Below are 26,584 nucleotides of genomic sequence, written 5' to 3' on the forward strand. Positions count from 1 at the left end.
CCAGTGTGCTAAAGCCCAGGCAGGCGAAGACTTGGCGCTCGAGCAGTTGGCGTCTGCTCCAAGCCTAACGCCGTCTACTGTTACTTCAGTAATGCCGGCGCCTGCTCCGGTTGTTCCTACTGTTCTTGCCACTTTCCGCTTCGAGGCACCTCCAGACCCTGGAAGCGACCCGCCTTACCTTCGCACCCTGCGCCTGCGTATTTGACCTAACCCTCTGTTGTCTCGCCGGCCGGCATCCTGCCGAGGCCGGAGTTCGTCTCGACTTCAGGGGATTTCATGTTTTCACGATTACAAGTGCGTCCGGTGCATGGCAACCGGCCGCGCGTTCAACGCCACCTCAGCGTCTTCATCGCGCTAGTGTTCGGCGCAAATATAGCCTATGCCCAAGCAGATGGCATGACTTTGGACGAGGCGTTACGCCTTTCGTCGCAACGCTCGAGCCTGACTAAAGCATCCGCGGCAACCGTTCAGGCTAGCCGCGAAGCTGCAGCCAGAGCCGGACAGCTGCCTGACCCAATGCTCAAGTTCGGCCTCGAGAATCTCCCGGTGGAGGGGCCGGAGCGCTGGAGCACGACGCGCGAGTCCATGACCATGCGCCGGGTAGCCGTAGAGCAGCAATGGGTGTCAGCAGACAAGCGTGCCGCACGTACCGACCGAGCGCGCCGGGCGACCGAGGCCGAGGAAGGCAACTATTTGGCCGACCTGGCAAGAGTCCGAGAGGAGACTGCAAAGGCCTGGGTCACAGTGCTCTACACACAGCGTTCCCTGGCTCTCGTCAAGGCTGTGGAGCAGCAAACTGCCCAGGACTTGATGGCAGTGGAAGCCTCTCACCGCGGCGCCAAGGCGTCCGCGGGCGACGTAGTCCAGGCTCAGCTAGCTCTAACCCAAGCACAGGATGCTGTCCGCAAGAGCGAGCAGGAGCTTAAGACTGCAAAACTGGCATTGGCACGATGGACGACAGTGCCAGTGGAAGCGGTTGCCGACCAGGCGCCGACGCTGGTTTCCCATGTGTCAAACCTTCCCATTGAGGACCTAGAGAAGTATCACCCAGTGGTGCTTAAAGCGCGCCGTGTAATAGCACTGGCCGATGCAGAAACAGCCGTGGCGACACGAGAACGCCGCCCGGACTGGTCGATTGAGGCTGGTTTTAGCCAGCGACCGCAGTTGTCCAACATGGTCTCGGTGGGTGTCAGCATTCCGCTGCCTGTGAATAGGGTGGAGCGTCAGGACCGCGATGTCGCAGAGCGGGCGGCCATGGGGACCAAGGCCAGACTGCAGTACGAAGACGCGCTCCGCGAGACGCAGACCGAGATACGCACGCTTTCCTCCACTCTTGAGAGCCTCAAAGACCGCCTCGCGCGCCTTAACGCAGAGCTTTTGCCGGCTGCCCACCAGCAGGCCGAACTAGCGACGGCGGCCTATCGGGCCGGCACGGGCAGCCTGAGCAGCGTGTTTGGCGCCCGGAAGATGCTGCTCGAGCAGCAACTGCAGCTCACAGAATTGGAGAAAGAGGCGGCCCTTACCTGGGCAAAGCTCGAGTACCACATTTTGCCGCACGGATTGGCATTAGCAGGAAGGACAGAACAATGAAAGCAAATATCGCAATGAAGACTATTGTCCTTGTACTGGCAGGGGCCGGTCTGGCAATCGGCGGTTATTGGGTCGGCTCGCAAGGGCATGGAAGCATTCAGCCAGCGGCTGCATCCGGTAGCGCCTCAGGGAAATCCGGAGAAAAAATCGACTCGAAGACTGGGCGTAAGGTGCTGTATTGGCACGACCCCATGGTTCCGGGCCAGAAGTTTGATAAGCCCGGCAAGAGTCCATTTATGGACATGGAACTGGTACCAGTCTTTGCCGACGAGGGCGGCACGGAGGGTGGTGTAAAGGTCAACCCGACCCTGCAGCAGAACCTGGGTATTCGATACGCCACCGTCCGCCGAGAAGAAACCAGGGACGCCTTCGAACTGGTTGGCACCACCCAATTCGACGAGAGCGTGGCAGAAGTGGTCCAGAGCCGCGTCACTGGCTATATCGAGCAACTCCATGCTCGGGCCCCTATGCAGCGCATCAAGCGAGGCGACCCGGTTGCAACATTGTTCGTGCCGGAGTGGATAGCTCCGCAGGAGGAATACCTGGCCCTCAAGCGAAGTGGCAATGACGTCCTGGCATCTGATGCCCGTGACCGCATGCGAGCGCTGTCCATTCCGGACAGCTTGGTCGCACAGGCGGAAAAGACCGGGAAAGCACAAAGGAATCTCACTCTTACGTCCCCGGTGACCGGCGTTGTTACCGAACTGGCGGTCCGAGACGGAGCCATGGTTTCGCCGGGCATGACAGTGGCGAAAGTGGCGGCCCTCAACAAGGTCTGGCTGCTGGCTGAAATACCTGAGCAGCAAGCAAACCTTGTCCGCCCGGGCATGCAGGTCGAAGCGACTTTCGCAGGCGGCACGGACCGCAAATATTCCGGCAAAGTCCGGGAAATCCTCCCGGGTGTGAGTACGACTACGAGAACCGTGCAGGCGCGGCTGGAGCTGGATAACCGCGACGGTAGCCTAACTCCGGGCATGCTGATGCGAGTTCAAGTCGGTGCAGAGAAGGCGGTCCCGCGGTTGTTGGTTCCGACCGAGGCCGTCATCACGAGCGGGAAGCAATCGGTAGTCTTGTTAGCGGGGGAGAACAACACTATCCAGCCAGTAGCCGTTACCACTGGCCGTGATATCGGCGACGACACCGAAATCCTGAGCGGACTGACGGAAGGCCAGAAGGTCGTTGCATCAGGCCAGTTCCTCATCGATTCGGAAGCGAAGCTCAAGGCAGTTCTGCCGAAGTTCTCCAGTCCAGAGCAGGAGCATACGCAAGGCACGAATCATTCTTCGACCGAGGCAGGTCCAGGTGTTTATCGGGCCACGGGGAAAATCGAGAAAATTGCGCCCGGCGCACTGACGTTATCCCATGGGCCGATTCCGGAGCTGAAATGGCCCGCCATGACAATGGACTTCAGCAAACCAAAGTCAGACGCTTTTGCGGAGGCCAAGGTTGGGCAAGACGTGGAATTCTCGTTCAAGGAAGGTGATGACGGCAGCTACATGCTGCAGGACGTGAAGCCGGTCGGCGGAGGCAAAAAATGATTGCCCAAATCATTCGGCACTCCATCGCAAATCGATTTTTCGTCTTGTTTGCAACGGTGATTCTGGCCGCTTGGGGCCTCTGGTCGCTCGGGAAAACACCCCTGGATGCGCTGCCTGACCTATCGGATACGCAGGTCATCATCCGCGCCCAGTACCCGGGAAAGGCGCCGCAGATAGTCGAAGACCAGGTGACCTATCCGATGACGACGGCGCTGCTCGCCGTCCCTGGCGCCAAGACCGTTCGCGGCTACTCGTTCTTTGGAGATTCCTTCGTCTACGTGCTCTTCGACGACGCGACGGACTTGTACTGGGCCCGCTCGCGGGTACTGGAGTACATCAATCAGGTACAAGGCCGCCTGCCGCAGGGTGTGCGAGCTGAACTTGGCCCGGACGGCACCGGGGTGGGCTGGGTTTTCGAGTATGCGCTGGTCGACCGCACCGGTCAGAATGACCTCAGCCAGCTCCGGGCCTTGAACGACTGGTTTCTCCGATTCGAGCTGAAGACCGTTCCAGATGTGGCGGAAGTCGCCAGCATTGGTGGCATGGTCCGCCAGTATCAGGTTGTCCTGGACCCGGACAAGCTGCGCGCGTTCGGTCTTTCCCACGCCAAGGTGCTTGAGGCACTTGGCAAGGCAAACGAGGAGTCCGGCGGCTCGGTCGTCGAGATGGCCGAAACCGAGTACATGGTGCGCTCGCGCGGGTATCTGCGGTCGTTGGAGGACTTCCGGAACATCGTTTTGAATGCGAACGAGACCGGAACACCAGTCCTGCTGCGCGACGTGGCTACCGTTCGGCTTGGTCCGGAAATGCGTCGAGGGATTGCCGAGCTCAACGGGGAGGGGGAGGTCGCGGGTGGCGTCATCGTTATGCGCTCGGGGAAGAATGCCCTGCAAACCATTGACGCCGTCAAAGCAAAGCTGGATACCCTCAAGGCATCGCTACCACGAGGCGTCGAGGTCATCACGACCTACGACCGCTCGAACCTGATAAACGCGGCGGTCGATAACCTGCGCAACAAGCTGATTGAGGAGTTCATCGTCGTCGCTGTCGTCTGCGCGATATTCCTGTTCCACCTTCGCAGTGCATTCGTGGCCATCGTCTCGCTGCCACTGGGCATTCTCGCAGCGTTTATCGTGATGCGCTACCAAGGCGTGAACGCAAACATCATGTCGCTGGGCGGCATTGCAATTGCCATTGGCGCCATGGTCGATGCTGCCATCGTCATGATTGAGAATGTGCACAAGCATCTTGAGGCATATGAGCATGCGCACCCGGAGAAGGAGCTCACGACCCAGGAACGTTGGAAGATTGTGACCGAGGCGTCTATCGAGGTCGGCCCGGCACTATTTTTTTCGCTGCTTATCGTCACGTTGTCGTTCCTGCCGGTCTTTGCTCTCGAGGCGCAGGAAGGGAAGCTGTTCGCGCCACTGGCCTACACTAAGACCTACACGCTTGCGGCCGCGGCGGGGCTTGCCATCACCCTGGTGCCGGTGCTGATGGGCTACCTGATTCGCGGGCGTATTCCGAATGAGGCGTCCAATCCGCTCAACCGCGTGCTGATAGCGGCATACCGGCCGCTGCTCGAAGGTAGTCTTCGGCACCCGGTCGCGGTTATCGCGGTTGCTATCGTCGCATTGGTTCTGACAGCGATACCGGTTTCTCGGCTTGGCGGAGAGTTCATGCCCCCACTGGACGAGGGGGACCTGCTGTATATGCCCTCGGCGCTGCCAGGCTTGTCGGCGTCAAAAGCCAGTGAGCTGCTGCAGCAGACCGACCGCCTCATTAAGACTGTCCCAGAGGTGGCGACCGTCTTCGGCAAAGCAGGACGGGCGGAATCAGCAACGGACCCGGCGCCGCTGGAGATGTTCGAGACCACCATTCAGTTCAAGCCGCGGGACCAGTGGCGGCCGGGCATGACGCCGGAAAAGCTCGTCGACGAACTTGACCGGGTCGTGAAGGTGCCCGGACTGTCGAATGTCTGGGTTCCACCCATCCGCAACCGCATCGACATGCTCTCGACCGGCATAAAAACGCCGGTTGGGGTGAAGGTGTCTGGCGCCGACCTGGGGCAGATAGACCAGATTGCAACGCAGGTTGAGGCGGTCGTGAAGACCGTGCCGGGTGTGACGTCCGCTTTGGCCGAGCGGTTGAGCGGCGGGCGGTACATCGATGTCACGATTGATAGGAGACAGGCAGCTCGCTATGGTCTTGCCGTCACTGACGTTCAGTCCGTAGTTTCCTCCGCTATCGGCGGCGAGAACGTTGGGGAAGTAGTGGATGGTCGCCAGCGCTTCCCAATCAACGTACGGTACCCAAGGGATTACCGAGACTCCGTGCAGAATCTTCGTGAGCTTCCTCTTGTCACCGAGCGCGGCGCGCAAATTCGGCTTGGAGATGTGGCGCAAATCCAGGTGACTGATGGCCCGCCGATGATTCGAAGCGAGAACGCCCGGCTTTCGGGGTGGGTGTACGTCGATGTACGCGGGACTGATTTGCGAACCGCCGTCAACGCGATGCAGGCTGCGGTGCAAAAAGAGGTGAAGCTCCCACCTGGCTATTCAATAGGTTGGTCCGGCCAGTTCGAGTACATGGAGCGCGCCGCGGCCAAGCTGCAAACCGTGATTCCGCTGACGCTTGCTGTCATCTTCCTGCTGCTGTATCTGGCATTCCGGTCAACATCCGAGGCCTTGCTGCTCATGCTGACCGTTCCGTTTGCGCTCATCGGTGGCTTCTGGTTCGTCTGGGGCCTGGGTCATGCAGTGTCCGTAGCCACAGCGGTTGGCTTCATCGCGCTCGCGGGACTGGCGGCCGAGTTCGGCGTTGTGATGCTCGTCTATCTCAGAAACTCACTAGACGCCCGCCTTCGGAGTGGTCAACCCCTGACCAAGGAACTGATTCTCGAGGCAATCCGGGAGGGGGCAGTGCTGCGCGTCCGGCCCAAAGCCATGACTGTCGCGGTGATTCTTGCCGGCCTACTTCCCATTATGTACGGCACCGGAGCCGGGTCCGAGGTCATGCAACGCATCGCTGCACCGATGGTAGGGGGCATGGTCACAGCTCCCCTGTTGTCCCTTTTCGTCATACCCGCGGCATGGCGTCTCCTACAGGAGCGCCGGCTTAGACTCGCAACCAAAACTTCAAAATCAACTACCAAGGAGTCGCTCCATGAAAACCTCGCTGTTTAAATCAATCGCCGCGCTTGGCCTGATGGCCGCTGCCCTTACTGCCCATGCTGACCAAATGAATGGTGGCAAAGGGATGGACATGGGTGGCATGAAAATGGACGGCATGGGAGGGAAATCCGCGGACGCGGTCCGCACAAACGAGGGCGAGGTCAAAGCAGTCGACGAAGCCGGCAAGACAGTCACCCTCAAGCACGGTCCGGTCAAGTCAAAGACAGTCGAAATGCCTCCGATGACGATGACGTTCCCCGTTGAGAAAGACTCGCTGCTTTCGAAGGTCAAAGTCGGCGACAAGGTGAAGTTCAACGTCGAAAACGTCAAAGGCACTGCGGTCGTTACAGCGCTTCAAGTTCAGAAGTAACGAGGTTGTCTGATAAGCGGTGCAGCTCGCTTGAGCTGCGCCTATCACAAGGGAGGGGAGTTGTACCTGTCAACTTTGCACGAGGAGGTAACTATGAAGCTCTCAGCATTTGCAATTCCCGTACTATCTGCAGCGGCCCTGGCCGGATGCGCAATGGGTGAGGCGTCTCGCCCGAATGCCTCGATGGGTGCTATGCCAATGGCCATGATGTCGGATAAGCAGATGATGGACATGTGCATGGCGCACATGAGTCAGATGACCCCGGAGATGATGCAGCAGCATATGGATATGATGCGTCAGCATCATCAGATGATGGACCGAGATACGAAACCCAAGACGTCGAGCTGACCAAGATGGATTGAGTACGAAGGCGTCAGGGTTTAACCCTGACGTCTTCGCGTATGGCACATTGCCATCCTACTTCCTCGGTCCAGAATTGACCTTGACCTTGACCTTCCCTCCATGGGAGGGGGTAGGTTGAGCTTGACGAACAAAAAGCCCACGAGCAAAAAGCTCAAGTTGCAAATGGAAGAAATGCACTCTCTCGCTGATGAAATTTGGGCCGCATTCGAAAGGGTCTGGCGAGAAGGCGATGTCAAAGTCGCCGGTCACCTCCACGCACCCGCCTCGTATTCTGCTGCTGTACGGCTAACTGCGTGAGAGGTCCTACAGCCGACTTCTCACCTTAGAAGCGGAGCGTATTTTGCAGGGCCACCGGGGTGGAACGTGGACGAGTGCCAACGAGACCTTGTTGGTAGCTTACACGGCGACAGGCACGAACATCAGGAATAGTACGCGCAGCAACCAAGGGGCGGAGGAGCCAGCACAGCACTACAACGTGTTGCCGCTAAACGCAGAGATACTTGCTTCATTGGCAAGTTGCTACACGTCAAACGATAAGTACTACTAATTGACAGTCGATATCGGCTTTCATATACTCCCCAACGCTGAGACCGATTTGGTAGCAGCGACGAAAAGCTACGTACGAGCGGGTGTTGTGAAAAACGTAGTGCCGCCTAGGAAACTAGGTCCCACCTGGAGTGGGAAACCGGGTCAAACCGGGAGAGAACCCCGCATGCGACGGCTGCCAACGGCAGCCGTTGTCCTTTCTAGGGCCGAATTGTCTTCCCCTCGTAGGCGGCCTTCACGAGCTTTCTCCAGCTGACTTTCCCGGCTTCCTTCTGCCGTTTCTTTAGGCCTTTCTCGAGTCTGTACGCCGACTGGATGTACAGGAGCACTCGCCCCTTACGCTTCTTGTCGCGGGCGGCCTCGAAGAACACTGCGTACAGGGACTTGCTACCGTCCCCGTTATGGACTTCCCAGGTCACGTAGTTATGCCGGTTCTCGTCGGCGACGATAATGCGCCGCTTCGGCAGCTCACGGGCCATATTCGACAGCAGCAGGAGAGAGAGCTCGTAGCGCTCTTGGTCAAGCACTCTCTCCTCGCGGCCGTCGTTGAAAATCTCAGCGTCCGGAATCAGGTGACGTGGCCGCCGGTCCTTCTTCAGGCTGTGCGTGAAGCAGTGGCAGGAGAAGAACACCACCACATCGACGAGAACGCCAGGAGTCACTTCACAGCGGAACGCAAAGGAGTCGAGATGGGATAAGTCCCAAGTCTTGCCCTTGTACGTTATAGCCGCGAACCGGTGTTGCGCGTCCTCCGGCGCTTCCACGGGCTCCAGCTCTACTAAAGCTAAATTGGTCATGGTTTTGGCTTCGGTAGCAGCCCAAATCAGCTCTCAGGGCCACTCTCGATGGGAAGTAATGGGCCATTTTACCTTGTGGAATCGAAAACAAGAGATTTTCGCCGTCGTTTTTCATCAAAACTATCACATGCGTAATAATCGCCGCGATATCGCGACAGATGACGGGAGAAGTGAGCTACAAGTAGGAGAGATTCTTGACTTCTTTCCTATTTCAGGGCTTTCGACCTAGCGCAAATGCTGCAAAAAGCACCTTGACTACTGTATGTGAGTACAGTAATTTGAGGTAAAAGAGGTAGCGCGATGAATAATCAAGAAGAAGCAGCGTCAATACCGGCCGACGAGGAGCGTTACGCGCAAGTCCCGTCTGATTTCCCGCGCCCTGTACATCACGGTGCGGTCCCCGGCGTTCAGCCGAAACTACTGATGACCAGCTACAACAGCCGCTTCTACATACCTGGCTGCACTCCGCCGGAAATCTTTCAGCGTTGGAATGTCTGCGAAGACCTCGCGCGGCAACTTGCGACTAAGGCCGTTGAGTCGAGGGCTGGGAAGCGCTCTCACATGTCCGAGACGGAAATTCTGGACCAGTATCTGCCCCGGTTGATTGCGACCAAGTGGACTTCCGAGGAAGAGGCGCGATGGATTATCCGACGCGCTGCATCCATGCTCGACTGGCCGGTGCCGCAGGCAGCGCTGGGGCCAGCAAATCGCGACTCGGCCTCCAGTAAGGAGCATAAGGGCGCTCCCCGCCGACATAGCTGAACAGCGGATTTCGGGGCCAATCTTACAGCCGCGGACCTTCTCCTGGACAGGCGACAAAGTTCGCCCGGTCTAGGCCGTCGTTAGCGCAAGGCGACCGACTCCATTCGCGCAACCCCTATCCTATCGTTCGGGGGGGCTCGTCATGACAGGCACAATCGTGATTGTCTGCCGCTTCGTTTAGGTTTTGCAATATGCCGCATTCCTCCACCGAGTGCGGCCCCTGGCACTGCTTGCGCAGTTTGACCAGCTGCTGCTCTAGCGTCTGTAGGGAGGCCATCTGCTCACGTACCTGGGCGATGTGGCCATCTAGCAGCTTATCGACCTCATGGCAGCCCGACGAGGGATTGGTCTGAAGGTCTAGGAGGACGCGAATTTCGCCGAGGCTGAGTTGGAGCGAACGGCAGTGGCGGATGAACTGCAGCCTGTCCAGATGTGCGGTCTCGTACTGTCGGTATCCGTTGCTGTTACGAGCAGGCTCTGCCAGCAGACCGTTTTTTTCGTAGTATCTAATGGTTTCAATATCGCAACTTGTTCGCTTTGCCAGTTCGCCGATTCTCATTCTTCACTCCTAACCTAACCCCGTAGTTACTCCAGGCATTCTAGCCGATGCAAGTGATTGCAGTCCCAATTGTCCTGACTGCGGTGGCCGTCCCGACAGGTCTAGGCAAGTCCGAGGGCTGGGAGGAGTCAGCTAAAATACTGGCATGCGAATGAACCGTATAGCAAGAGTTGTGACGGCGTGGATGGCATGTGTTGCCATCTTGCTGGTCGTGCTCGCGCCGTCGATTTCGCACGCACTGGCCGCAAAAAAGGCGACTACCCAAGAGTGGACAGAGATTTGCACGTCGACCGGCGTCAAGCAGGTCAAGGTGACCGACGGCGAGAGCGGCAAGCCGTTCTCGCCAGGTAAGCACGACCAGCACTCCGAGGACTGCCCATTCTGTAGGACGCATGCTAATACCATAGGTCCGCCTCCGACTAGTGCAGCCATTGTGTTCATTCCTGCGGCATCGCAGTCATACCCATCCCTTTTCTACCAAGCGCCGCGTCCACAATTCACATGGGCGCCGGCGCAATCTCGCGCCCCACCTCTCGCGTCCTGATTTAGACGGTTGCTGCTGCATTCCGGCTTCGGACGAGCTGCAGTGTCCCGTAGTGCCGGGCCGCCGCTCGGCTAGGGCAGCGCCGGCCGTTTGTTCACTCGCGCTTCATCACACTAGCCGGTCCTAGCCGACCGGGCCTAAAACAAACAACTGTTCAAAACACTAACGATGAAAAACCTAGTTCTTGCCTCGATTCTTGCGGGACTGACCCCCGTTGCATCTGCAGACGTCACTATCAACGAACCCTGGGCGCGTGCCACCGTCCCCGGACAACCTGTCGGTGCGGCATACATGAAAATCAGCAGCACGAGCACGGCACGTCTCCTGAGTGCGGAGTCCGACATTGCGAAAGAGGTGCAGGTCCACACAATGCAAAACCATGAGGGCGTCATGAAGATGCGGGAGCACGGCCAGCTAGAAATTTCGGCTGGTCAGACCGTCGAGCTCGCACCAGGCGGCCTGCACCTGATGCTCATGGGTCTGAAGAAGCCGTTGGCTGCCGGGGATACCCTGAACGTGAAGTTGACCTTCGAAGACGCCAAGAAGGTGAAAAGCACGGCGGTCGTTGCCGTTCCCGTCCGTCCGATTGGCAAGTAACGCAGGGAGTGCACATGAAACTACGATACTTAGCGGCTCTGGTTCTGGCTGGCACCTTCTTGATGGGATGTGACAACGGGCGGCCGCCTGAGCAGAAGTTTGTGTCAGCGGACATTACGGGCGGCGATTGGGGCAAAAACTTCCAGCTGACGGACCATACGGGGAAACCACGGACTCTTGCCGACTTCAAGGGAAAAGCCGTAGTCCTCTTCTTCGGCTATACCAATTGTCCCGATGTCTGTCCCACAACGATGGTCAAGCTTGCTCAGGCGATGGAAAAACTGGGCAAGGACTCGGAACGGGTGCAAGTGTTGATGGTAACGCTGGACCCGAAGCGCGACGCGCAGGAAGTGCTGAGCAAGTACGTTCCTGCGTTTCACCCCTCGTTCCTTGGCTTGACCGGGGACGAGCAGCAGGTCGATGCCGCCGCCAAGGAGTTCAAGGTGATTCGGGTGCTGCAAAAGGCGAATGAAAACGGCTTCTATACCGTCGACCATTCCGGCCAGACCTACGCTTTCGACCCGCAGGGCCGTCTGAGGCTGTTCTTCAGGGACGCGCAGCCGGTCGACGACATCGTCAAAGACCTCCAAACACTGCTTAAGACATGATGGCAACAACCGACACAAACGCCTCCGTCTGGCCCATGGTCTTCCTAAGCTGGGTTATTGCGACGGTTTCCACGCTTGGCGCCATATTCTTGGGTGAGGTGATGGGGCTGACGCCTTGCATCCTGTGCTGGTACCAGCGCATCTGCATGTTCCCTCTGGTGCTCATACTGGCGGCCGGCCTCTTCCCACTTGACGTTCGGGTAGTGCGCTATGCGTTTCCCTTGGCGCTTGTTGGCCTGGGAATCGCCGTGTTTCACCTCCTCGTGTCCGAAGGCCTTGTCTCGGAGACGCTTACGCCCTGCACGCAGGGCGTTCCCTGTTCGCAGCAGCTCATCGAGTGGTTCGGCTTCCTGACCATTCCAATGCTGTCTGTTGCTGCATTCGGTGCAATCACCGCAATGCTTATCGCAATCTACTTCAAGGCTTCCAAATGAAACAACGAACTCTCTTCATCGGGACAGCAGTCCTACTGGCGATTGCCTTTGCGCTCGGTATCACCCTGTACAAGTCACAGAAGAACGAGCAGGCAGCTCAGCAAGTCACCCAGAACAAGGAGGCGCTCGTACGCTTCCATTCGCCGACTCTCGGCAACGCGAATGCACCAGTTCATATCGTCGAGTTTCTCGACCCTGCATGCGAGTCCTGCCGTGCGTTCTACCCGTTTGTCAAAGAAATAATCACGTCAAACCCCGAGAAGATTCGCCTGACCATTCGTTACGCGCCATTCCATACCGGCGCCGACGAGGTTGTGAAAGTGCTTGAAGCCACGCGGAAGCAGGGTAAGTACTGGGAGTCGCTCGAAGCGCTTCTCGTCGCACAACCACAATGGGCGCTTGGACACGCAGCACACCTGGACCGAGTCTGGCCCTTCCTTGAAGGCTTGGGACTCGACATTCCCCGGCTGAAGGAAGACATGAAGTCGCCCGAGCTTGCGAAGCTGGTTCAGCAGGACCTGGAGGACGTGAAGGCCTTGAATGTCAGGGGAACACCCGAGTTCTTCGTGAACGGCCGACCGCTGCCGGAGTTCGGCCCTGACCACTTGAAGAAGCTAGTCGATGACGAGCTGGCAAAAGCTGGGGCCGGCAAGTAGACGTTGTGAATCGGTGGAGAGCAGCGCCTCCACCGATTCGAGACATCCGGTCAGTCCCCGACGGTATTGACCAAGGTGGCAGGTGCTGCGACGGGAGACGGCATGCCGACAAAGGCGGCATTGTTCCCGTTGTTCACGGTCGTGCCTTGGCTCTGGCTCATCGATTGAGCAGCATCGAACGACACCTTTGGCTGGTCACCGAACACCTTGGGCATACCCCAGCTGAGGGAGCAGAGGCCGCAGCCACCGCGAATGCTGCTCAGCTCGGCGTTTCCAAGGTCCTGTGCGGACGGCAGGTCCGAAATTGAGAGAATAGACATTTCAGTCTCCAGGGCGGCGTGACTGCTTAGCCGAAGTTGATGGTGTTCTGACCGTTTTGGGTCGGGTTCACGTTCGCGCTGATGCCGGAAGAGAAGGCCACGTTGTTGCCGTTATTGACGGTGGTGTTCTGGCTCTGGCCGAGTGACTGAGCCGCGTCGAAGGAGACGTTCGGTGCAGCGTAGTCGTACTTCGGCATTACGAAGCCAACTTTCGGCATGCCCCAGCCCGGCGAACAGGCGCCGCAACCGCCGACGACACCGGCGAGGTCTTTGCTTGTGAGTTCTTGGGCGATGGCGAGGTCTTCAATCATCAGTGCTTTCATCGTGTTTCTCCTAGAGGGAAGTGAGTTTGCTTGGTCGAGCTTTTTGTTGCGCTCGACCCTCTCTTCGCGAGGACCGTGCCAGGCTCAAGGTCCAAGCCTCGTAACGCGCTAACCCACTGAAAAGACAGCGTTTTTCTCACGCTCCGACAAGTTCTTTGCTGGTGCACTAACAGTGCCACGACAGGCGGTGTCTCTGCGCCGCCAACAAGTTGTCGAGCACTTGGCGCACTGCGCCCAACAAGCCTTCCTTTCATTCCGAACTTTCTTCCAAGTAGTGCTTGACTCTGGAGTCGCTACAGGGTTTTTAATGACAGTACACGCGAAAGGAGTATGAAATGTCTGCTTGCTGTTCAGGAGGTTGCTCCTCCGATAAACCGCCGGTTGACCGGGGCTACCGTCGGATTCTGTGGATTGCCCTGGTCGTAAACGCCGTCATGTTTGGCGTCGAGTTGTTTAGCGGCTGGGCCGCCGGCTCAGTCTCGCTGTTGGCCGATGCGGTCGACTTCTTCGGCGACGCGGCCAATTACGGTGTCTCGTTATTGGTCTTGGGCCTAGCACCTATCTGGCGCTCCCGTACCGCCCTCATCAAGGGGCTGACCATGGGCGGCTATGGCCTGTTCGTCCTTGGGGCAGCGCTCTGGAACGCGGCTTCTGGTACGGTGCCCCAGCACACGACCATGGGCGTTATCGGCTTTGTTGCGCTCTTGGCAAACCTGCTGGTTGCCGTGCTTTTGTTCTCTTATCGAAACGGCGATTCCAATATGCGCTCGGTCTGGCTCTGCACTCGTAACGACGTCATCGGCAATTTGGCCGTGATGCTGGCGGCGCTCGGCGTGTTTGGGACAGGTGCTGGATGGCCGGACACAGTTGTCGCGAGCATTATGGGCGTCCTGGGCCTGTCGGCTGCCCGTACCGTGGTGACACAGGCTCGTGCGGAACTGGCTCCCGAGCCCGCTATTCAGGTTGTTGCGCGCCCGAGGTGAAGAATGGACCGGTCGATTCTTGCTGTGTTGTTCCTGACGTACTTTGGAGTGGCGTTTGTCTGGCCGTCGGTCCGGGTCTGGCGGCAGACAGGCCTCAACCCGTACGTCCTTCCCTCGAGCGACGATGCCTATGGGTTCGTTACCTCCGGCTTCCGCTTCGTCCTCGTGGGGCTGGGCCTCTACGTCGTGGTGCAGGCTGTCTGGGAAGACATCGACAGTCTGCTGGGCACGCTCGACTGGTTGGCGCACTCCGCGGCGCGTATAGCAGGCTGGGCGCTCCTGATTGCCTCGCTGGTATGGACGGTCATCGCACAAGCCCAGATGGGGAAATCATGGCGGATAGGCATCGACCAAAAGAACCGGACAAGCTTGGTGACGGCGGGCCTGTTCGCCTGGTCGCGGAACCCGATATTTCTTGGCATGCGCCTGAGCTTGCTGGGCCTGGTCCTGCTACGCCCCAATGTTGTGACAGTGGCAGCAGCCATAGCCGCTGACGTCCTCATCCAGATTCAGGTCAGACTGGAAGAAGATTTTCTTTTGAAGCAGCACGGCGCCACATACGAAGAATACGTCCGCAAGACCCGTCGCTGGCTGTGACGTTATTTAGGGAGCGAAATTAGAATGAGAAGCGAGCTAAGAGCAGCTTTTGACGCAGAAATGGCGGTAGCCATCGACTTGTACAGGAAGGGCCGGTTGGGGCAATCCTTCGGGCGCCTGGAAACCGCGCACGTCCTCGGTCAACGCCATGTCATGCCGCATGTGGTGACCCATTGGTGGATGTTGAAAATCGGCCTGAAACGCCGCGCGACATCGGAAGTCGTTGGCCAGGCGGTACGAATCGTTCTCGGTGCACTCGGCTCAGCCGTCGGTGTCGTCCCAGTCGGCAATACGGGTGGTACGAACATCAGCATGTTCAAGCGGCTACCAATCGATGACGGCCTTCGCCGCTTAATCGAGTAAGCAAATCGCCTAACTGACACCAAGACGGTTCCAAGATGTTATGATTTCGGCCGTGAAAAAGCTCTTCCTCATTCTCTTGCTGCTTGTCATGCCGCTGCAGTCCTCCTGGGCTGTTGTGGCGGCGTATTGTCAGCCCGAGACTGAGGTCACGACCAAGCATTTCGGCCATCACGAGCATCAGCACGAGCGTCACCACGCCCGAATCGGTCAGGATGCTGACGAAGACTCGAAGAGTCTTAAGACAACTGACTGCCTTGACTGCCACGGCTTGTACAGTGGTATGGTCATTACAAACTTCAATACTCCATCTGCGGGTCCCATAGCAGGGCCACCCGACAATGCGACTTCGCGGCTCATATCCGCTTCATCTTCCAGGCCCGAAAAGCCTAAATGGTTCGCCGCCGTCTAATCCGGCGGACCACATCAATCTACGCTTAGCCGTCCTTAGCAGATAAAACGTATCCGCCGGATTCCCCTGGTCTTTTAACTTAGGAGAATCTGAATGCGACGATTTCGTTCGTCCTCTAGTTTGTTATCCAAACTGGCGGTGGCAGCCGTTATCGGGAGCGCAAGCGCTGCCTATGCTGCCCCCCTGACCCTTAAAGAAGCTGTCGAGGCTGCGTGGTCTCGACAACCCGAAGCACGGGCACTTGACGCCCGGCAAGATGAAGCGGCGGCAAAGCGGGGCGCCGCGTCGGCATTGTTTCCCGGCGCACCCGTCATAGGTCTGTCCCAACGGACGGACCAATTGAACCAAAACCGTGGCGAGCGGGAGACTGAGGCTGAAATTGCGGTACCTCTCTGGATGCCAGGGACGCGTAACGCAGCTCAGCGTCTGGCTGCAGCAGAAACGACGCAACTTGACGCCAAAACGCTCGCTGCGAGGCTGAAGCTTGCAGGCGAGGTTCGGGAAGCGTACTGGCAAGCGCGCTTTGCCCAGAACGACAAGGATGTAGCACTGCGCAAGGTCAGCGAAACAGGTGTGCTTCTGGAAGACGTGGAACGGCGATTCAAGGCAGGCGACCTGGCCCGAGCCGACCTGAACCAGGCTCAAGTAGCCGAGCGCCTTGCCAGAGCTACGGCAGCCGAAGCGGAGGCCCGTGCCAATCGCTCTCAGCGGCTTTTCAGTGTGCTGACGGGCCTCGCACAGCTTCCAGAGGCTGGTGAGACACTGTCCGACGCCGGACAAGCTCCTGCGCTTCACCCGCTGCTTGCTGCCACGAGCGTGGCCGTGCAAGTAGGGCAAGCCCGCCTTGCTCAGGCAAGTGCCGAGCGGCGGGACCCGCCCGAAATCGCCCTGGGGTTCGTCCGCGAGCGCCCTACTGCAGGGGACGGGTACGACAAATCGGTTCGTGTTGCCGTACGTATCCCGCTAGCTACTCACGCCCGCAATGCCCCTCGGGTAACCGCTGCGAATGCAGAACTCATTGAGATGCAAGCCGCCTTGTCGCTGGAGCAGGAACGCATCCAGGCTGAGTCCGACGCGGCAAGGGCGGAGCTCGAACAGGCAACGGCTATAGAAGCTCTGGCACAGGAGCGCTTCCGACTAGCGTCGGAGACGCAAGGCCTCTACGCCAAAGCATTCAAGCTAGGCGAACTGGACCTTCCGACCCGGCTGCGCAGCGAAAACGACCGTTTTGAGGCTGAACTCGCACTCACCCGTGCACGACTCGAGGTCGGGCGCGCTATTTCTAAGCTCAACCAAGCACTAGGGCTCATCCCATGAACCGACCTTTCTCTCGTTTCGCCATGCCACTGGTGGCGTTGGCATTTTCATTCAGCACAGCTATCGCAGGTCCTGGACATGACCACGGCGACGAAGCGCCAGTGGCTTCGTCCGGTTCCGTGTCTCCTCGGTTTGAAGCGCACTCAGACCTCTTTGAAGTTGTAGGCGTATTTGGGGGCCACGAGCTATCGGTGTTCGTTGACCAGTATGCCGACAATGCCCCGGTCCTGAAGGCCAAAGTCGAGCTCGAAAGCGGGTCGACAAAGGCAGTTGGCGAGTTTCATGAGGATAGCGGCGACTACAAGTTTGCCGTCAAGTCATTCGAGAAGCCTGGCGAATACCCGGTCACGCTGACTGTCACTGCAGGCGACGATGTCGACATCCTTGCCGCGAATCTGGTTATTCCTGATGGTCATGCCGGAGAAGACCATGCCCATGGTGATAACACCTCAAGCCCACTGTATCAACGAATTGGAATCGGAGCCGCTGCCTTGGTTGTGCTTGCGCTCCTGATACTCGGCGTTCGTCGCCTGAAGAAGACCCGCGGCGCAGGAGGACTGAAATAATGAAAAACCTATCCCAAACTATCATGGTGGGGCTGATTGCCGCTGCCTTTTCCGCAAGTGCCTTTGCAGGTCCCGGCCACGACCACGACCATGGCGCAGAGCCTGCGGCCAGCTCCAACGGTCCAAAGCGGCTTCCCGACGGGAGCGTCTTCCTTCCAAAAATCACCCAACGGCAGCTAGCAGTACGAACCATCGTCACGGAAAGCAAAGAACAACCGCAAGCATTCGAACTCGTTGGAAGGGTCGTCATGGACCCCAACGCCGGCGGTAAGGTGCAGCCAATGGTAGCGGGGCGAGTAGAGCCCGGTCCTAAGGGACTGCCTTCCCTAGGGCAAACGGTTCGGAAGGGTGAAGTGCTAGCTTACGTGCGTCCGTCCACTGGAGCGCTTGAGCGCGCAAACCAGGTTGCGCAGGCTGCGGAACTCCGTTCGACAAGAGCTTTGGCGGAAAAGCGCGTGGCGCGGTTGAGGCAACTGGAAGGCACGGTGCCGCAGAAGGAAATTGAGGCTGCCGAAGCGGAAGTGGCGAGCGCAAAGGAGAGACTGGCAGCTATCGGCGGGAGCCTGTCGACAACGGAGGCGCTGACCGCGCCGGTTTCCGGGGTCATTTCTGCAGCCAACGTCGTCGCCGGGCAGGTTGTCGATGCGCGAGAAGTCCTGTTCGAGATTGTCGACCCCAGCCGCTTGCGTGTGGAAGCCGTGGCACACGACGCCACTCTCGCAACAAACATCGCAACGGCAACGGCGCGGGCGAATTCGGGCGAATCTATACCTCTCGAATTCGTCGGCGCTGGCCGGACACTGCGGGAACAGACGGTTCCAATTCAGTTCCGCACCCGCCCTGTAAAGGACGGCGTTTTGCCTGTCCTGACCGTCGGTCAGCCGATGAAGGTCATCACCCAGTCGAAAACCACAGTCTCGGGCGTCGCCGTTCCAGCAAGCGCTATCGTCAAGAACCCGAGCAATCAGGACATCGTGTGGGTGCATGAAAGCGCTGAGAGGTTTGTGCAGCATCCAATCCGGTTTGCGCCCTTGGACGCAAATACAGTGACGGTGACGAGCGGGCTGCAAGGCGGCGAGCGCGTGGTCGTTCAGGGTGCGCCACTCGTCAACCAGGTGAGGTAATCGATGTTCAATTACCTTGTTAGCGCAGGCCTGAAAAATCGCCTGTTCGTCCTGGCTTTGGCGGTCGTGTTGATGGTCTACGGTGCACTTACGCTTGTGCGGATGCCTGTCGATGTATTCCCTGACTTGAATCGGCCGACAGTCACGCTGATGACCGAAGCCGGTGGCATGGCGCCTGAGGAGGTCGAGCAGCTCATCACGTTCCCGCTCGAGACGACGATGAACGGTATGCCGGGCGTGACCGCGGTTCGCTCTGTGTCATCCGTCGGCCTGTCGTTTGTCTACGTCCAGTTTGACTGGGGAATGGACATATATCGGGCCCGCCAGATGGTGTCCGAGCGACTGAATCTGGTCCGGGAGCAAATGCCAGAGGGGATTACGCCTTCAATGGGACCAATCTCGTCAGTGATGGGTGAAATCATGCTCATCGCAATCCCGATTGACCCAGCGAAAATATCTCCTATGGCGACTCGGGAGTATGCAGATTTTGTGCTCCGGCCGCGTCTGCTGACGATTCCCGGGATTGCTCAAGTGATTCCAATTGGCGGAGAGGTCCGGCAGTACCAGGTCCAACCCGACACCACTCGGATGTCCGCGCTCGGTATCACGGTCGAACAGGTTGAGGCAGCGTTAAAGGGATTTGCTGCGAACACTAGCGGCGGCTTCCTCGAACTGAACGCGCGTGAGTACCTCATCCGCAATATTGGACGCACGTCCAGACTAGAGGACCTGCAGCGGTTGCCGCTAACGGCAAGGGAGGGGCAGTCCATCCTCTTGAAGCAGGTTGCCGACGTTACCTTCGCTCCCGCCATTAAGCGGGGCGACGCCGGATACAACGGCAGCCCGGCTGTCATCCTGGGCGTGCAGAAGCAGCCGGATGCTGATACGGTCAAACTGACGCGCCAGATAGAGGACGCGCTGGCGGAGATGAAGAAAACCCTGCCAGCCGGGATGGAGGCGCCACAGGTCACCTTCCGCCAAGCGAACTTCATCGAGTCGTCCATTGGCAACCTCCAGAGCAAGCTAATAACGGCCGCGGTCCTGGTTGCCGTCATTCTGTACTTCTTCCTGGGTAACTTCAGGACGACGTTGATTTCGTTGACCGCAATACCGGTCTCGATACTGATAACGGTGCTGGTATTCAAGTACTTTGGGCTGTCCATCAACACGATGACGCTCGGTGGCCTAGCCATTGCCATTGGCGAGCTAGTGGATGACGCGGTTGTCGGCGTCGAGAACGTTCTGCGACGGTTGAAGCTGGAACGCGGGCATGCAAACCGGCTCAATCCAGTGGAGCTGATAGCGCGAGCGACTCTGGAGGTGCGGTCTGCAATTGTGGTCGCAACCGTCATCATCGTCCTTGTATTCGTGCCGCTGTTTGTCCTGCCAGGCATGGAAGGTCGCTTGTTCGTACCGCTGGGTATTGCCTATATCGTCTCGATTCTGGCGTCGATGCTGGTCTCGGTCACGTTGACCCCGGTCATGGCGTACTACCTGCTGCCACGGATGAAGCAGCTGGACCATGGTGACCCGGCTCTGGTGCGCTGGCTCAAGGAACGCTACTCGCACGGTTTAGGTTGGGCTCTTGAACACGGACGCGTGCTCCTGGGAGCCGCCGGCGTGGCGGTTGTGCTGGCAGTGGCAACCATCCCGTTTTTCCCCACCACCTTCCTGCCGCCGTTCAACGAAGGCTCAGTGCTTATCGGCTTGCGACTGAATCCCGGTACTACGCTTGCCGAATCGGTCCGTCTTGCTAGTCAGGCCGAGCGTCTGGTGCAGCAAGTGCCGGAGGTTGCGTATGTCGGGCGACGCTCAGGGCGAGCCGAGCTGGACGAACACGCGGAAGGTGTCCACGTCTCTGAGCTGGACCTGAACCTGAAGCCGTCAGACCGGACGAAGGAGGAGATTTACGCCGACATCCGCCAGCGCCTCTCCACGCTACCCGCCGCGGTCAACATCGGACAGCCGATATCCCACCGTATCGACCACATGCTCTCCGGGGTACGTGCACAAATCGCCATCAAGATTTTTGGCGACGACCTGGACACGCTCCGCGGCCAAGCTGAGTCGCTACGCGCGGCTCTGTCCCGCATTCCCGGAATAGCTGACCTGGAGGTGGAGAAGCAGGTACTGACGCCGGAAATCAAGGTACGAGTGGACTACGACCGGGCCGAGCAGTACGGCATCGCGCCTTCTATGCTGACGGCGGAGCTGCAGACGCTTATCGACGGCGAGCGTGTTACCCAGGTCATCGAAGGCAGTCGGCGTTTCAACCTGATGCTGCGTCTGCCGGAAACGGCCAGGTCGGTAGACGGTCTTCGCCAACTGCTCATCGACACGCCTAACGGCCGCGTACCGCTGGAAAAGTTGGCGACAATCGAAGAATCGGACGGCCCCAATCAGATTTCTCGGGATGATGGCCGCCGCCGCATTGTCCTGTCCGCCAACGCCCAGGAACGCCCGCTGTCCGACATCGTCGCCGACATCCGTCAGGTTATCGCCGAGACGAAGATGCCAGAGGGTTATTTCGTGACGATGGACGGGCAGTTCCAGGCACAAGAGCAGGCAAGTCGCCTGATTTCGCTCTTGTCGCTCATCTCGGCGGTTATGGTCTTCCTGGTGCTGTATTCCCGATACCGGTCTACTCCGCTAACGCTGATGATTATGGCGAACATCCCTCTGGCCCTCGTAGGTTCAGTCATTGGGCTATGGCTCTCGGGACAACCGTTGTCGATTGCGGCGCTCATTGGCTTCATCACGTTGGCCGGCATCTCTACCCGTAACGGCATCCTGAAAGTCAGCCACTACATCAATCTCTGCGCGTTCGAGGGTGAAAGTTTCGACAAGAAGATGATTGTTCGTGGTTCGCTCGAGCGACTCACGCCGGTCCTAATGACGGCACTAGTCGCGGCATTCGCATTGGCACCCTTGCTTTTTGAAGCAGAGATGCCGGGTACTGAGGTTCTGCACCCAGTCGCCGTGGTTATTTTCTCCGGGCTTATCAGTTCGACCATTCTCGATACGTTCTTGACACCGGTGATGTTCTGGATGTTTGGCCGCAAACCGACAGAAGCACTGGTCTCGGAAAGTGGCAAAGAGGCGTTCTAGCAAATGGCCGCGGCGCGTGTGGAACACGTCGCGGTTCACATGTTCTGTTCCACATCGAAAGGAAAATCATGAAAAACGTACTTGCAGCAGCCTTCGCATCGATATCCCTTCTGGTCTCCTTGCCGTCGTTCGCACAGGGTGCCCACGCTGGCGAGAATCCCCAATACGGTGGCGTACTCGCCGAAGTTAAAGGCACCCAATATGAGCTCGTCGCCAAGTCGGACAGTATCACCATTTATGTCGACGACCATGGGAAGAAGGTCAGTACCACTGGGGCGACCGGCAAGGCGACGTTACTCAATGGTAGCGAAAAGACTGAAGTGAACCTGGCACCAGCGGGCGAGAACAGGCTGGAGGCAAAGGGTACGTTCAAGGTCGATAAGGGAACGAAAGTCGTCGCAGTCGTTTCCCTACAGGGAAAACCGGCGCAGAGCGTTCGTTTCACTGTGAAGTAACGACAGCGCACTGCGCGCCATGTCGCCGCCTCCTCGTGCCTTGACGCGTGGAGGCAGCGAGGCCATGGGAATAATTGATTGGAGCGATGAGAACGATATGGGAAAGGGTCATTCGCACGGAGGTCACGACCACGGGCACGCCCATGGTCATGCTCATGGAAGCTCTGGCAACCTGAAGACGGCCTTCCTACTCAACCTCGCCTTTACAATTATCGAGGTAATTGGCGGGGTTTGGACGAACAGCATCGCAATCCTGAGTGATGCTGTGCACGACCTCGGCGATTCGATGTCGCTCGGCCTGGCGTGGTACTTTGACCGGTTGTCGCAGCGAGGTAGAACTGCAAAGAATACCTACGGCTACCGGCGCTACTCGCTCCTTGGCGGACTGATTACTGGTTTGGTCCTGATTGTGGGCCTAGGATTCGTGCTCTGGAATGCAGTTTCCCGCCTGTTCTCCCCAGAAGAGGTCAATGCTCCGGGGATGATGGTTCTAGCCATAGTAGGCTTCGTATTCAACGGCGCGGCCGTCCTCAGGGTCAGACGTGGCACTTCTCTCACCGAACAGGTCGTAAGCTGGCACCTTCTGGAAGATACACTGGGATGGGTCGCGGTTCTGGTCGGGGCTGCGGTGATGACGGTTTGGGACTTGCCCATAATCGACCCGATACTTTCTATCGGCATCTCGCTGTTCGTCTTGGTCAACGTGGTTCGCAATCTCCGGAAGGTCTTCCATGTATTTATTCAAAGGGTTCCGGACTCTTTTGACGTCGATGCTTTTGAGCGGGTGGTGCTGCAACATCCAAAGGTTTTGTCAATGCACCACACACATAGCTGGACTGTAGACGGCGAAGTGCACGTCCTCACCACGCATCTGGTCATGCAAAAGGATGCTACCAGGGAGGACATGATTGGTGCGAAGGCTCGCGTCCGAGAGCTCCTAAACGAGCAGACCTTCGAGCACGTGACGGTGGACGTGGAGTTGGAGGGGGAGCTCTGCGTGATTGGTGCCAGGTCGCACGACCACAAGGGCGAAGGCCAGCACCAACACTGACTGGGAATTTTGGTGCGCTATAGACGACTACATTCCCGGGTGGGGCTTTCCGGTCGTAGCGATGCGAGGACAACGAGGGCTGCGCCGATAACAATCCCGCAGTCAGCCAAGTTGAAGGCGGGCCAGTGCCATTCCCCCGCGTGGAGGTCTATCCAATCGACCACCGCGCCGTGCACCAGCCGGTCGTACAGATTTCCGGCCGCGCCACCAGCAATAAGCGCAAAGGCTACCCGCGTAAGGGCGGAGATTGTTGAACTGAAGAATATCGAGTAGCTTAGCCAAGCGATGGCGACTACGGCAACGGCTGTGAAAAAGTACCGCTGCCAGCCTCCAGCGTCGCTTAGAAAGCTGAATGCCGCTCCCGGGTTCAGCCAGAACCCCAGATTGAGGAATGGTGCGACCGCTACGGACTGATTTAGCTCGAAAGACTGGAGAACCGCCGCTTTTGTCACGATGTCTGCCAAAAATACGGACACCGCGACGAACACAGCTTTAAGCGTACCAAGCCAGATTTGTAACTTCACGCGCTTACCTCAGCTGCAGAATGCGGCGAGCGCCGTTGAGCACGATGACGCCGATGACTGTGCCTATGACAAGGTCCGGGTAGGGAGAGTTTGTCCACGCGACCAAAACGCCGGCAGCAATGACGCCCATGTTCGCAATAACGTCATTGGCGGAGAAGATATAGCTCGCCGTCATGTGTGCACCGCGGTCACGCTTCTTCGAAATAAGCACGAGGCAGGTCACGTTTGCCAACAGGGCAATCAAGCCGACACCCATCATTAGTCCGGACTCCGGCTCGCTTCCAAAGACAAAGCGGCGTCCGACTTCGAACAGTGCCCCGAGCGCAAGCAGTAACTGCAGCCAGCCGGCCAAGTGGGCGGCCCGTGTCTTCATGCTCGCGGCTCTGCCCACAGCATAAAGAGCAAGTCCATAGACCGCCGCGTCAGCGAACATGTCGAGAGAGTCGGCAATCAGGCCAGTCGATTGTGCGAACAAACCGAGCGCCAGCTCGAAGACGAACATCACGCCGTTTATCGCCAGGAGCGTCCGTAACGTCTTGGCTTCCGCAGCGTCCTCGGCATCATCCCCGGCTGCCCTAGCCTGTCGAGAGGAAGTCGGGACGGATTCGCGGAGGGTTGCTCCGAGGTCCAGGGGGGCGAGTCGCTCAAGAAGCGCTTTTGCGTCACCGCCGTGAACTGCTGCCAGCTCTCGCTTGGACAAGTCGAACGACAAAGACCGCAGGTCAGGGAGTCCTTGTAGCGCCATCCGAATCATATTTTCCTCAGATGGGCAGTCCATCTTGGGTACCGAAAATGTGCTCCGTTGTAGCGCGGCTTCGTCTGTACGGGAGGTGCTTTCTTGTGTATCGAGAAGCTCGGCCCCCAACTTCAACGGTTGCAAGCGCTCCAATATCTGACCTGGTTCGCCTTCGTGGGTTGCTTTCAATTCCCTTTTCGCAAGGTCAAATCGGAGCGAGGTCACGCTCGGAACTTCACTGAGAGCCATCCTGATGAGGTTCTCTTCGGACGCGCAGTCCATCTTGGGCACGGCAAAGGTACTTTCACGGCGCATAGTGCCCCCGCTGACCGACAGCTCGCTTGAGTCGCGGAGCGTTGCCCCGAGCTTCAGCCCCTCCAGCCGTCTGAGGACCTCGTTCGGGTCCCCTCGATGAATAGCCTGGAGTTCTCGCCGCGCCAGGTCGAAGGACAGGTTTTCTATGTCATCGCGACCACTTAGCGCCATCCGAATCAGGTTCTCCTCGGATGGGCAGTCCATTTTGGGTATTGAGAACGTGGTCTTGCGCAAGGAGGAACCGGACGAGGTAGGCATTTTGACTCCATCAAATCAGGACATCCCCAAAGGGTAAACCTTATACTAGGTACAAGGTCAATGGAGGGGGCATGAAAATCGGAGAGCTGGCGAAGGCGGCAGAATGTCAGACAGTGACTATTAGGTTCTATGAGCGGAAAGGATTACTCGGAGCCGCCGCTCGGTCGGACTCGAACTATCGCATGTACAGCAAGCAAGACCTTGAACGGCTTTTGTTCATCAGAAACTGCCGCTCACTTGGGCTGACGCTGCCCGAAATCCGGCGGCTTGTTGAAATCCACGACAACCCATCCATTGACTGCACTGACGTAAATACATGCCTCGACAAGCATCTTGATGAGGTTGAAAAGCAGATGCAGGCGTTGGCCCAGCTACAAGAGGAGCTGCGGCGTCTGCGAAGCCGCTGCGCGGTTCCAGGCGTTTCGGCCGGATGCGGTGTGCTTGCAGCCCTGTCGAAGACTTCTGCAAGGCAGTCTTGCGAGAGTAAGTGAACCTCTAGCTTATAAAGCCGGGATAGTTCTTTCCTCAAAAAAACTTCTGTTTTGCCGAAGGAGTGCGGCGCGACTGCGCTAATAGCTACACAGCGCTTTTCGCCTTGAACTGCGCAATTGCTACCGCTGGGGTAGCGCAGCTGCCGAAGGAACAGCCTATTGCAACCCAGTGCGGCCCGAGATAACACAGGTGGTATAAAAGTGTTCGCAGTCAACTAAATATAACACTCGCGTCATATTTACCCCCGGGCAAAGAGAGGTATGTGTAGACGGCTGGAAATTATCATCCGTCGGTATAGTTATACGTGCTGAGGATAATTGCGTATAACGCGACTAGTTTTTAGCGCGTTTGGCCGCTTCTCTCAAATAAACTCTCAGTAACTCAGGTGCTTATAAGCTTCCCCAGCTTGACGTTAATACTGTATGGGCGTACAGTATCCGCAACAACAAGCCGAAGGAGCGGGAGATGGGAGCGGCCACCTATCACCGCGGGCTACTGGGGAGGGGGGACGGTATGACTCAGCTGCGCAGCGCGGAGAAGGTACTCTATCTGGACTTCGATGGCGTCCTGCACGACGACGAGGTGTACTTTAAAAGGGGCCGAGGCATCTATATCAAGACCCCTGGAAGGAGCCTTTTCGAGTGGATGCCAATTCTCGATGAGTTGTTAGCACCGCATCCGGATTTGGCCATTGTGCTGTCAACTTCGTGGGTCCGCGTTATGTCATTCAACCGCGCGAAGATGCACCTCAGCCCATCCTTGCAGGAGAGGGTGATTGGCGCGACGTTTCACAGCCGTTGGATGAGGAACACTGAATTTGCCGCGCTCCCCCGTGGTGTACAAGTCGCGCAAGATGTCCGCCAACGCCGCCCCGCAAAATGGTTCGCCCTCGATGATGAAGAGGCTGACTGGCCGGCCTGGTGCCGGGATAAGCTAATCGTCACGAAGCCGTCTATGGGTCTTAGCGATGCCACCGTGCAGGAAGCGATTCGAGCGATTCTGCTGTCGATGTAGGACGGAGAGTACAAAGAATTCGGCATTTGCGTAATCGGCGGCATGCAGGTCAGGTGGCACTTTTGTGCCCACGTGACCGTGTTCACTAAGCG

28 protein-coding genes are annotated in these 26,584 nt (G+C 58.1%); 22 read left to right on the forward strand and 6 right to left on the reverse strand.

All coding sequences use genetic code 11. From position 1 onward, the window contains the following. The first annotated feature begins 276 nt into the window (after positions 1 to 276). The 5 genes from NCCP691_RS09625 to NCCP691_RS09645 all read left to right on the forward strand — a co-directional run bounded on the left by NCCP691_RS09625 (position 277) and on the right by NCCP691_RS09645 (position 7,019). Entirely contained in the window at positions 277 to 1,590 is a 1,314-nt protein-coding gene (locus NCCP691_RS09625; protein ID WP_220808049.1) for a TolC family protein, read from the forward strand. Beyond that, positions 1,587 to 3,128, forward strand: a complete 1,542-nt coding sequence (locus tag NCCP691_RS09630; protein WP_220808050.1) for an efflux RND transporter periplasmic adaptor subunit — start codon at positions 1,587 to 1,589, stop codon at positions 3,126 to 3,128. Before NCCP691_RS09625 ends, NCCP691_RS09630 begins: the two co-directional genes overlap by 4 nt. Next, positions 3,125 to 6,313: an efflux RND transporter permease subunit gene (locus NCCP691_RS09635; protein WP_220808051.1), complete on the forward strand. Its 3,189-nt coding sequence runs from the start codon at positions 3,125 to 3,127 to the stop codon at positions 6,311 to 6,313. The genes NCCP691_RS09630 and NCCP691_RS09635 overlap by 4 nt, the downstream gene beginning before the upstream one ends. Continuing rightward, complete coding sequence (locus tag NCCP691_RS09640; protein WP_220808052.1) at positions 6,294 to 6,671, forward strand: copper-binding protein; 378 nt, start codon at positions 6,294 to 6,296, stop codon at positions 6,669 to 6,671. Before NCCP691_RS09635 ends, NCCP691_RS09640 begins: the two co-directional genes overlap by 20 nt. Positions 6,672 to 6,764: 93 nt before the next feature. Beyond that, positions 6,765 to 7,019 carry a hypothetical protein gene (locus NCCP691_RS09645; RefSeq protein ID WP_220808053.1) on the forward strand — a complete coding sequence of 85 codons (255 nt, stop codon included), beginning with the start codon at positions 6,765 to 6,767 and terminating at the stop codon, positions 7,017 to 7,019. A 761-nt stretch (positions 7,020 to 7,780) separates the two neighbouring features. Here NCCP691_RS09645 and NCCP691_RS09650 read toward each other — a convergent pair. After that, positions 7,781 to 8,377: a YjaZ family protein gene (locus tag NCCP691_RS09650; protein ID WP_220808054.1), complete on the reverse strand. Its 597-nt coding sequence runs from the start codon at positions 8,375 to 8,377 to the stop codon at positions 7,781 to 7,783. Positions 8,378 to 8,677: 300 nt separating this feature from the next. Here NCCP691_RS09650 and NCCP691_RS09655 point away from each other — a divergent pair, with 300 nt between their 5' ends. Then, positions 8,678 to 9,139, forward strand: coding sequence for a hypothetical protein (locus tag NCCP691_RS09655; RefSeq protein WP_220808055.1), 462 nt, complete (start codon positions 8,678 to 8,680; stop codon positions 9,137 to 9,139). Positions 9,140 to 9,254: 115 nt separating this feature from the next. On the opposite strand, the gene cadR is transcribed toward NCCP691_RS09655, so the two are convergent. Beyond that, on the reverse strand, positions 9,255 to 9,698 hold the full coding sequence (cadR, locus tag NCCP691_RS09660; RefSeq protein WP_220808056.1) for a Cd(II)/Pb(II)-responsive transcriptional regulator: 444 nt from the start codon (positions 9,696 to 9,698) through the stop codon (positions 9,255 to 9,257). Between the two features lie 184 nt (positions 9,699 to 9,882). Here cadR and NCCP691_RS21610 point away from each other — a divergent pair, with 184 nt between their 5' ends. The 5 genes from NCCP691_RS21610 (at position 9,883) to NCCP691_RS09685 (ending at position 12,537) form a co-directional block, all read left to right on the forward strand. Next, a complete protein-coding gene (locus NCCP691_RS21610; RefSeq protein ID WP_373870344.1) occupies positions 9,883 to 10,242 on the forward strand; it encodes a DUF2946 domain-containing protein in 360 nt (119 codons plus the stop codon). A 168-nt stretch (positions 10,243 to 10,410) separates the two neighbouring features. Continuing rightward, complete coding sequence (locus NCCP691_RS09670; RefSeq protein ID WP_220808058.1) at positions 10,411 to 10,839, forward strand: copper chaperone PCu(A)C; 429 nt, start codon at positions 10,411 to 10,413, stop codon at positions 10,837 to 10,839. Positions 10,840 to 10,853: 14 nt separating this feature from the next. Continuing rightward, positions 10,854 to 11,447: an SCO family protein gene (locus NCCP691_RS09675; RefSeq protein WP_220808059.1), complete on the forward strand. Its 594-nt coding sequence runs from the start codon at positions 10,854 to 10,856 to the stop codon at positions 11,445 to 11,447. Continuing rightward, positions 11,444 to 11,881 (forward strand): disulfide bond formation protein B, encoded by a 438-nt coding sequence (locus NCCP691_RS09680; RefSeq protein WP_238482383.1) that lies wholly within the window; start codon positions 11,444 to 11,446, stop codon positions 11,879 to 11,881. The genes NCCP691_RS09675 and NCCP691_RS09680 overlap by 4 nt, the downstream gene beginning before the upstream one ends. Next, on the forward strand, positions 11,878 to 12,537 hold the full coding sequence (locus NCCP691_RS09685) for a DsbA family protein (RefSeq protein ID WP_220808060.1): 660 nt from the start codon (positions 11,878 to 11,880) through the stop codon (positions 12,535 to 12,537). The genes NCCP691_RS09680 and NCCP691_RS09685 overlap by 4 nt, the downstream gene beginning before the upstream one ends. Before the next feature lie 50 nt (positions 12,538 to 12,587). Here NCCP691_RS09685 and NCCP691_RS09690 read toward each other — a convergent pair whose 3' ends face one another. Together NCCP691_RS09690 and NCCP691_RS09695 are read right to left on the reverse strand one after the other, a co-directional pair. Then, the gene (locus NCCP691_RS09690; protein WP_220808061.1) at positions 12,588 to 12,857 is read right to left on the reverse strand and encodes a hypothetical protein; all 270 of its coding nucleotides are present in this window, start codon (positions 12,855 to 12,857) and stop codon (positions 12,588 to 12,590) included. 26 nt (positions 12,858 to 12,883) lie between these two features. Next, positions 12,884 to 13,180 carry a hypothetical protein gene (locus NCCP691_RS09695; protein WP_220808062.1) on the reverse strand — a complete coding sequence of 99 codons (297 nt, stop codon included), beginning with the start codon at positions 13,178 to 13,180 and terminating at the stop codon, positions 12,884 to 12,886. Between the two features lie 335 nt (positions 13,181 to 13,515). Here NCCP691_RS09695 and NCCP691_RS09700 point away from each other — a divergent pair, with 335 nt between their 5' ends. The 9 genes from NCCP691_RS09700 to NCCP691_RS09740 all read left to right on the forward strand — a co-directional run bounded on the left by NCCP691_RS09700 (position 13,516) and on the right by NCCP691_RS09740 (position 23,153). Next, on the forward strand, positions 13,516 to 14,163 hold the full coding sequence (locus NCCP691_RS09700) for a cation efflux transmembrane domain-containing protein (RefSeq protein WP_220808063.1): 648 nt from the start codon (positions 13,516 to 13,518) through the stop codon (positions 14,161 to 14,163). Between the two features lie 3 nt (positions 14,164 to 14,166). Beyond that, positions 14,167 to 14,760, forward strand: coding sequence for a methyltransferase family protein (locus NCCP691_RS09705; protein ID WP_220808064.1), 594 nt, complete (start codon positions 14,167 to 14,169; stop codon positions 14,758 to 14,760). A 24-nt stretch (positions 14,761 to 14,784) separates the two neighbouring features. Continuing rightward, entirely contained in the window at positions 14,785 to 15,123 is a 339-nt protein-coding gene (locus NCCP691_RS09710) for a DUF3703 domain-containing protein (RefSeq protein ID WP_220808065.1), read from the forward strand. A gap of 502 nt (positions 15,124 to 15,625) precedes the next feature. Then, the gene (locus tag NCCP691_RS09715) at positions 15,626 to 16,849 is read left to right on the forward strand and encodes a TolC family protein (RefSeq protein WP_220808066.1); all 1,224 of its coding nucleotides are present in this window, start codon (positions 15,626 to 15,628) and stop codon (positions 16,847 to 16,849) included. Then, positions 16,846 to 17,415, forward strand: coding sequence for a hypothetical protein (locus NCCP691_RS09720; RefSeq protein ID WP_220808067.1), 570 nt, complete (start codon positions 16,846 to 16,848; stop codon positions 17,413 to 17,415). Before NCCP691_RS09715 ends, NCCP691_RS09720 begins: the two co-directional genes overlap by 4 nt. After that, positions 17,415 to 18,539 carry an efflux RND transporter periplasmic adaptor subunit gene (locus NCCP691_RS09725; protein ID WP_220808068.1) on the forward strand — a complete coding sequence of 375 codons (1,125 nt, stop codon included), beginning with the start codon at positions 17,415 to 17,417 and terminating at the stop codon, positions 18,537 to 18,539. Before NCCP691_RS09720 ends, NCCP691_RS09725 begins: the two co-directional genes overlap by 1 nt. Positions 18,540 to 18,542: 3 nt before the next feature. Next, positions 18,543 to 21,647 carry an efflux RND transporter permease subunit gene (locus NCCP691_RS09730; protein ID WP_220808069.1) on the forward strand — a complete coding sequence of 1,035 codons (3,105 nt, stop codon included), beginning with the start codon at positions 18,543 to 18,545 and terminating at the stop codon, positions 21,645 to 21,647. Between the two features lie 68 nt (positions 21,648 to 21,715). Then, entirely contained in the window at positions 21,716 to 22,102 is a 387-nt protein-coding gene (locus tag NCCP691_RS09735) for a hypothetical protein (protein WP_220808070.1), read from the forward strand. 64 nt (positions 22,103 to 22,166) lie between these two features. Then, positions 22,167 to 23,153, forward strand: coding sequence for a cation diffusion facilitator family transporter (locus NCCP691_RS09740; protein ID WP_220808071.1), 987 nt, complete (start codon positions 22,167 to 22,169; stop codon positions 23,151 to 23,153). A 17-nt stretch (positions 23,154 to 23,170) separates the two neighbouring features. On the opposite strand, the gene lspA is transcribed toward NCCP691_RS09740, so the two are convergent. Both lspA and NCCP691_RS09750 read right to left on the reverse strand, forming a co-directional pair. Then, the gene (gene lspA / locus NCCP691_RS09745) at positions 23,171 to 23,677 is read right to left on the reverse strand and encodes a signal peptidase II (protein WP_220808072.1); all 507 of its coding nucleotides are present in this window, start codon (positions 23,675 to 23,677) and stop codon (positions 23,171 to 23,173) included. Positions 23,678 to 23,681: 4 nt separating this feature from the next. After that, positions 23,682 to 24,728, reverse strand: a complete 1,047-nt coding sequence (locus NCCP691_RS09750) for a cation efflux transmembrane domain-containing protein (RefSeq protein ID WP_220808105.1) — start codon at positions 24,726 to 24,728, stop codon at positions 23,682 to 23,684. Between the two features lie 329 nt (positions 24,729 to 25,057). Between NCCP691_RS09750 and NCCP691_RS09755 the strand changes: the two genes are divergently transcribed. Further along, positions 25,058 to 25,477: a Cd(II)/Pb(II)-responsive transcriptional regulator gene (locus NCCP691_RS09755; RefSeq protein ID WP_220808073.1), complete on the forward strand. Its 420-nt coding sequence runs from the start codon at positions 25,058 to 25,060 to the stop codon at positions 25,475 to 25,477. A 466-nt stretch (positions 25,478 to 25,943) separates the two neighbouring features. Further along, entirely contained in the window at positions 25,944 to 26,492 is a 549-nt protein-coding gene (locus NCCP691_RS09760; protein ID WP_238482384.1) for an HAD domain-containing protein, read from the forward strand. Positions 26,493 to 26,584 lie beyond the last annotated feature (92 nt).

The organism is Noviherbaspirillum aridicola, from assembly GCF_019656455.1.
GTDB classification, from domain to species: Bacteria; Pseudomonadota; Gammaproteobacteria; order Burkholderiales; family Burkholderiaceae_D; genus Noviherbaspirillum; species Noviherbaspirillum aridicola.

Coding starts and splice junctions, on each gene's coding strand:
- NCCP691_RS09695 (WP_220808062.1), bottom strand. CDS start 13,180: ATGAAAGCACTGATGATTGAAGACCTCGCCATCGCCCAAGAACTCACA.
- NCCP691_RS09730 (WP_220808069.1), top strand. CDS start 18,543: ATGTTCAATTACCTTGTTAGCGCAGGCCTGAAAAATCGCCTGTTCGTC.
- cadR (WP_220808056.1), bottom strand. CDS start 9,698: ATGAGAATCGGCGAACTGGCAAAGCGAACAAGTTGCGATATTGAAACC.
- NCCP691_RS21610 (WP_373870344.1), top strand. CDS start 9,883: ATGGCATGTGTTGCCATCTTGCTGGTCGTGCTCGCGCCGTCGATTTCG.
- NCCP691_RS09635 (WP_220808051.1), top strand. CDS start 3,125: ATGATTGCCCAAATCATTCGGCACTCCATCGCAAATCGATTTTTCGTC.
- NCCP691_RS09760 (WP_238482384.1), top strand. CDS start 25,944: ATGGGAGCGGCCACCTATCACCGCGGGCTACTGGGGAGGGGGGACGGT.
- NCCP691_RS09715 (WP_220808066.1), top strand. CDS start 15,626: ATGCGACGATTTCGTTCGTCCTCTAGTTTGTTATCCAAACTGGCGGTG.
- NCCP691_RS09680 (WP_238482383.1), top strand. CDS start 11,444: ATGATGGCAACAACCGACACAAACGCCTCCGTCTGGCCCATGGTCTTC.
- NCCP691_RS09675 (WP_220808059.1), top strand. CDS start 10,854: ATGAAACTACGATACTTAGCGGCTCTGGTTCTGGCTGGCACCTTCTTG.
- NCCP691_RS09705 (WP_220808064.1), top strand. CDS start 14,167: ATGGACCGGTCGATTCTTGCTGTGTTGTTCCTGACGTACTTTGGAGTG.
- NCCP691_RS09640 (WP_220808052.1), top strand. CDS start 6,294: ATGAAAACCTCGCTGTTTAAATCAATCGCCGCGCTTGGCCTGATGGCC.
- NCCP691_RS09750 (WP_220808105.1), bottom strand. CDS start 24,728: ATGCGCCGTGAAAGTACCTTTGCCGTGCCCAAGATGGACTGCGCGTCC.
- NCCP691_RS09650 (WP_220808054.1), bottom strand. CDS start 8,377: ATGACCAATTTAGCTTTAGTAGAGCTGGAGCCCGTGGAAGCGCCGGAG.
- NCCP691_RS09710 (WP_220808065.1), top strand. CDS start 14,785: ATGAGAAGCGAGCTAAGAGCAGCTTTTGACGCAGAAATGGCGGTAGCC.
- NCCP691_RS09740 (WP_220808071.1), top strand. CDS start 22,167: ATGGGAATAATTGATTGGAGCGATGAGAACGATATGGGAAAGGGTCAT.
- NCCP691_RS09670 (WP_220808058.1), top strand. CDS start 10,411: ATGAAAAACCTAGTTCTTGCCTCGATTCTTGCGGGACTGACCCCCGTT.
- NCCP691_RS09625 (WP_220808049.1), top strand. CDS start 277: ATGTTTTCACGATTACAAGTGCGTCCGGTGCATGGCAACCGGCCGCGC.
- NCCP691_RS09685 (WP_220808060.1), top strand. CDS start 11,878: ATGAAACAACGAACTCTCTTCATCGGGACAGCAGTCCTACTGGCGATT.
- NCCP691_RS09700 (WP_220808063.1), top strand. CDS start 13,516: ATGTCTGCTTGCTGTTCAGGAGGTTGCTCCTCCGATAAACCGCCGGTT.
- NCCP691_RS09630 (WP_220808050.1), top strand. CDS start 1,587: ATGAAAGCAAATATCGCAATGAAGACTATTGTCCTTGTACTGGCAGGG.
- NCCP691_RS09755 (WP_220808073.1), top strand. CDS start 25,058: ATGAAAATCGGAGAGCTGGCGAAGGCGGCAGAATGTCAGACAGTGACT.
- NCCP691_RS09655 (WP_220808055.1), top strand. CDS start 8,678: ATGAATAATCAAGAAGAAGCAGCGTCAATACCGGCCGACGAGGAGCGT.
- NCCP691_RS09725 (WP_220808068.1), top strand. CDS start 17,415: ATGAAAAACCTATCCCAAACTATCATGGTGGGGCTGATTGCCGCTGCC.
- NCCP691_RS09720 (WP_220808067.1), top strand. CDS start 16,846: ATGAACCGACCTTTCTCTCGTTTCGCCATGCCACTGGTGGCGTTGGCA.
- NCCP691_RS09735 (WP_220808070.1), top strand. CDS start 21,716: ATGAAAAACGTACTTGCAGCAGCCTTCGCATCGATATCCCTTCTGGTC.
- NCCP691_RS09690 (WP_220808061.1), bottom strand. CDS start 12,857: ATGTCTATTCTCTCAATTTCGGACCTGCCGTCCGCACAGGACCTTGGA.
- NCCP691_RS09645 (WP_220808053.1), top strand. CDS start 6,765: ATGAAGCTCTCAGCATTTGCAATTCCCGTACTATCTGCAGCGGCCCTG.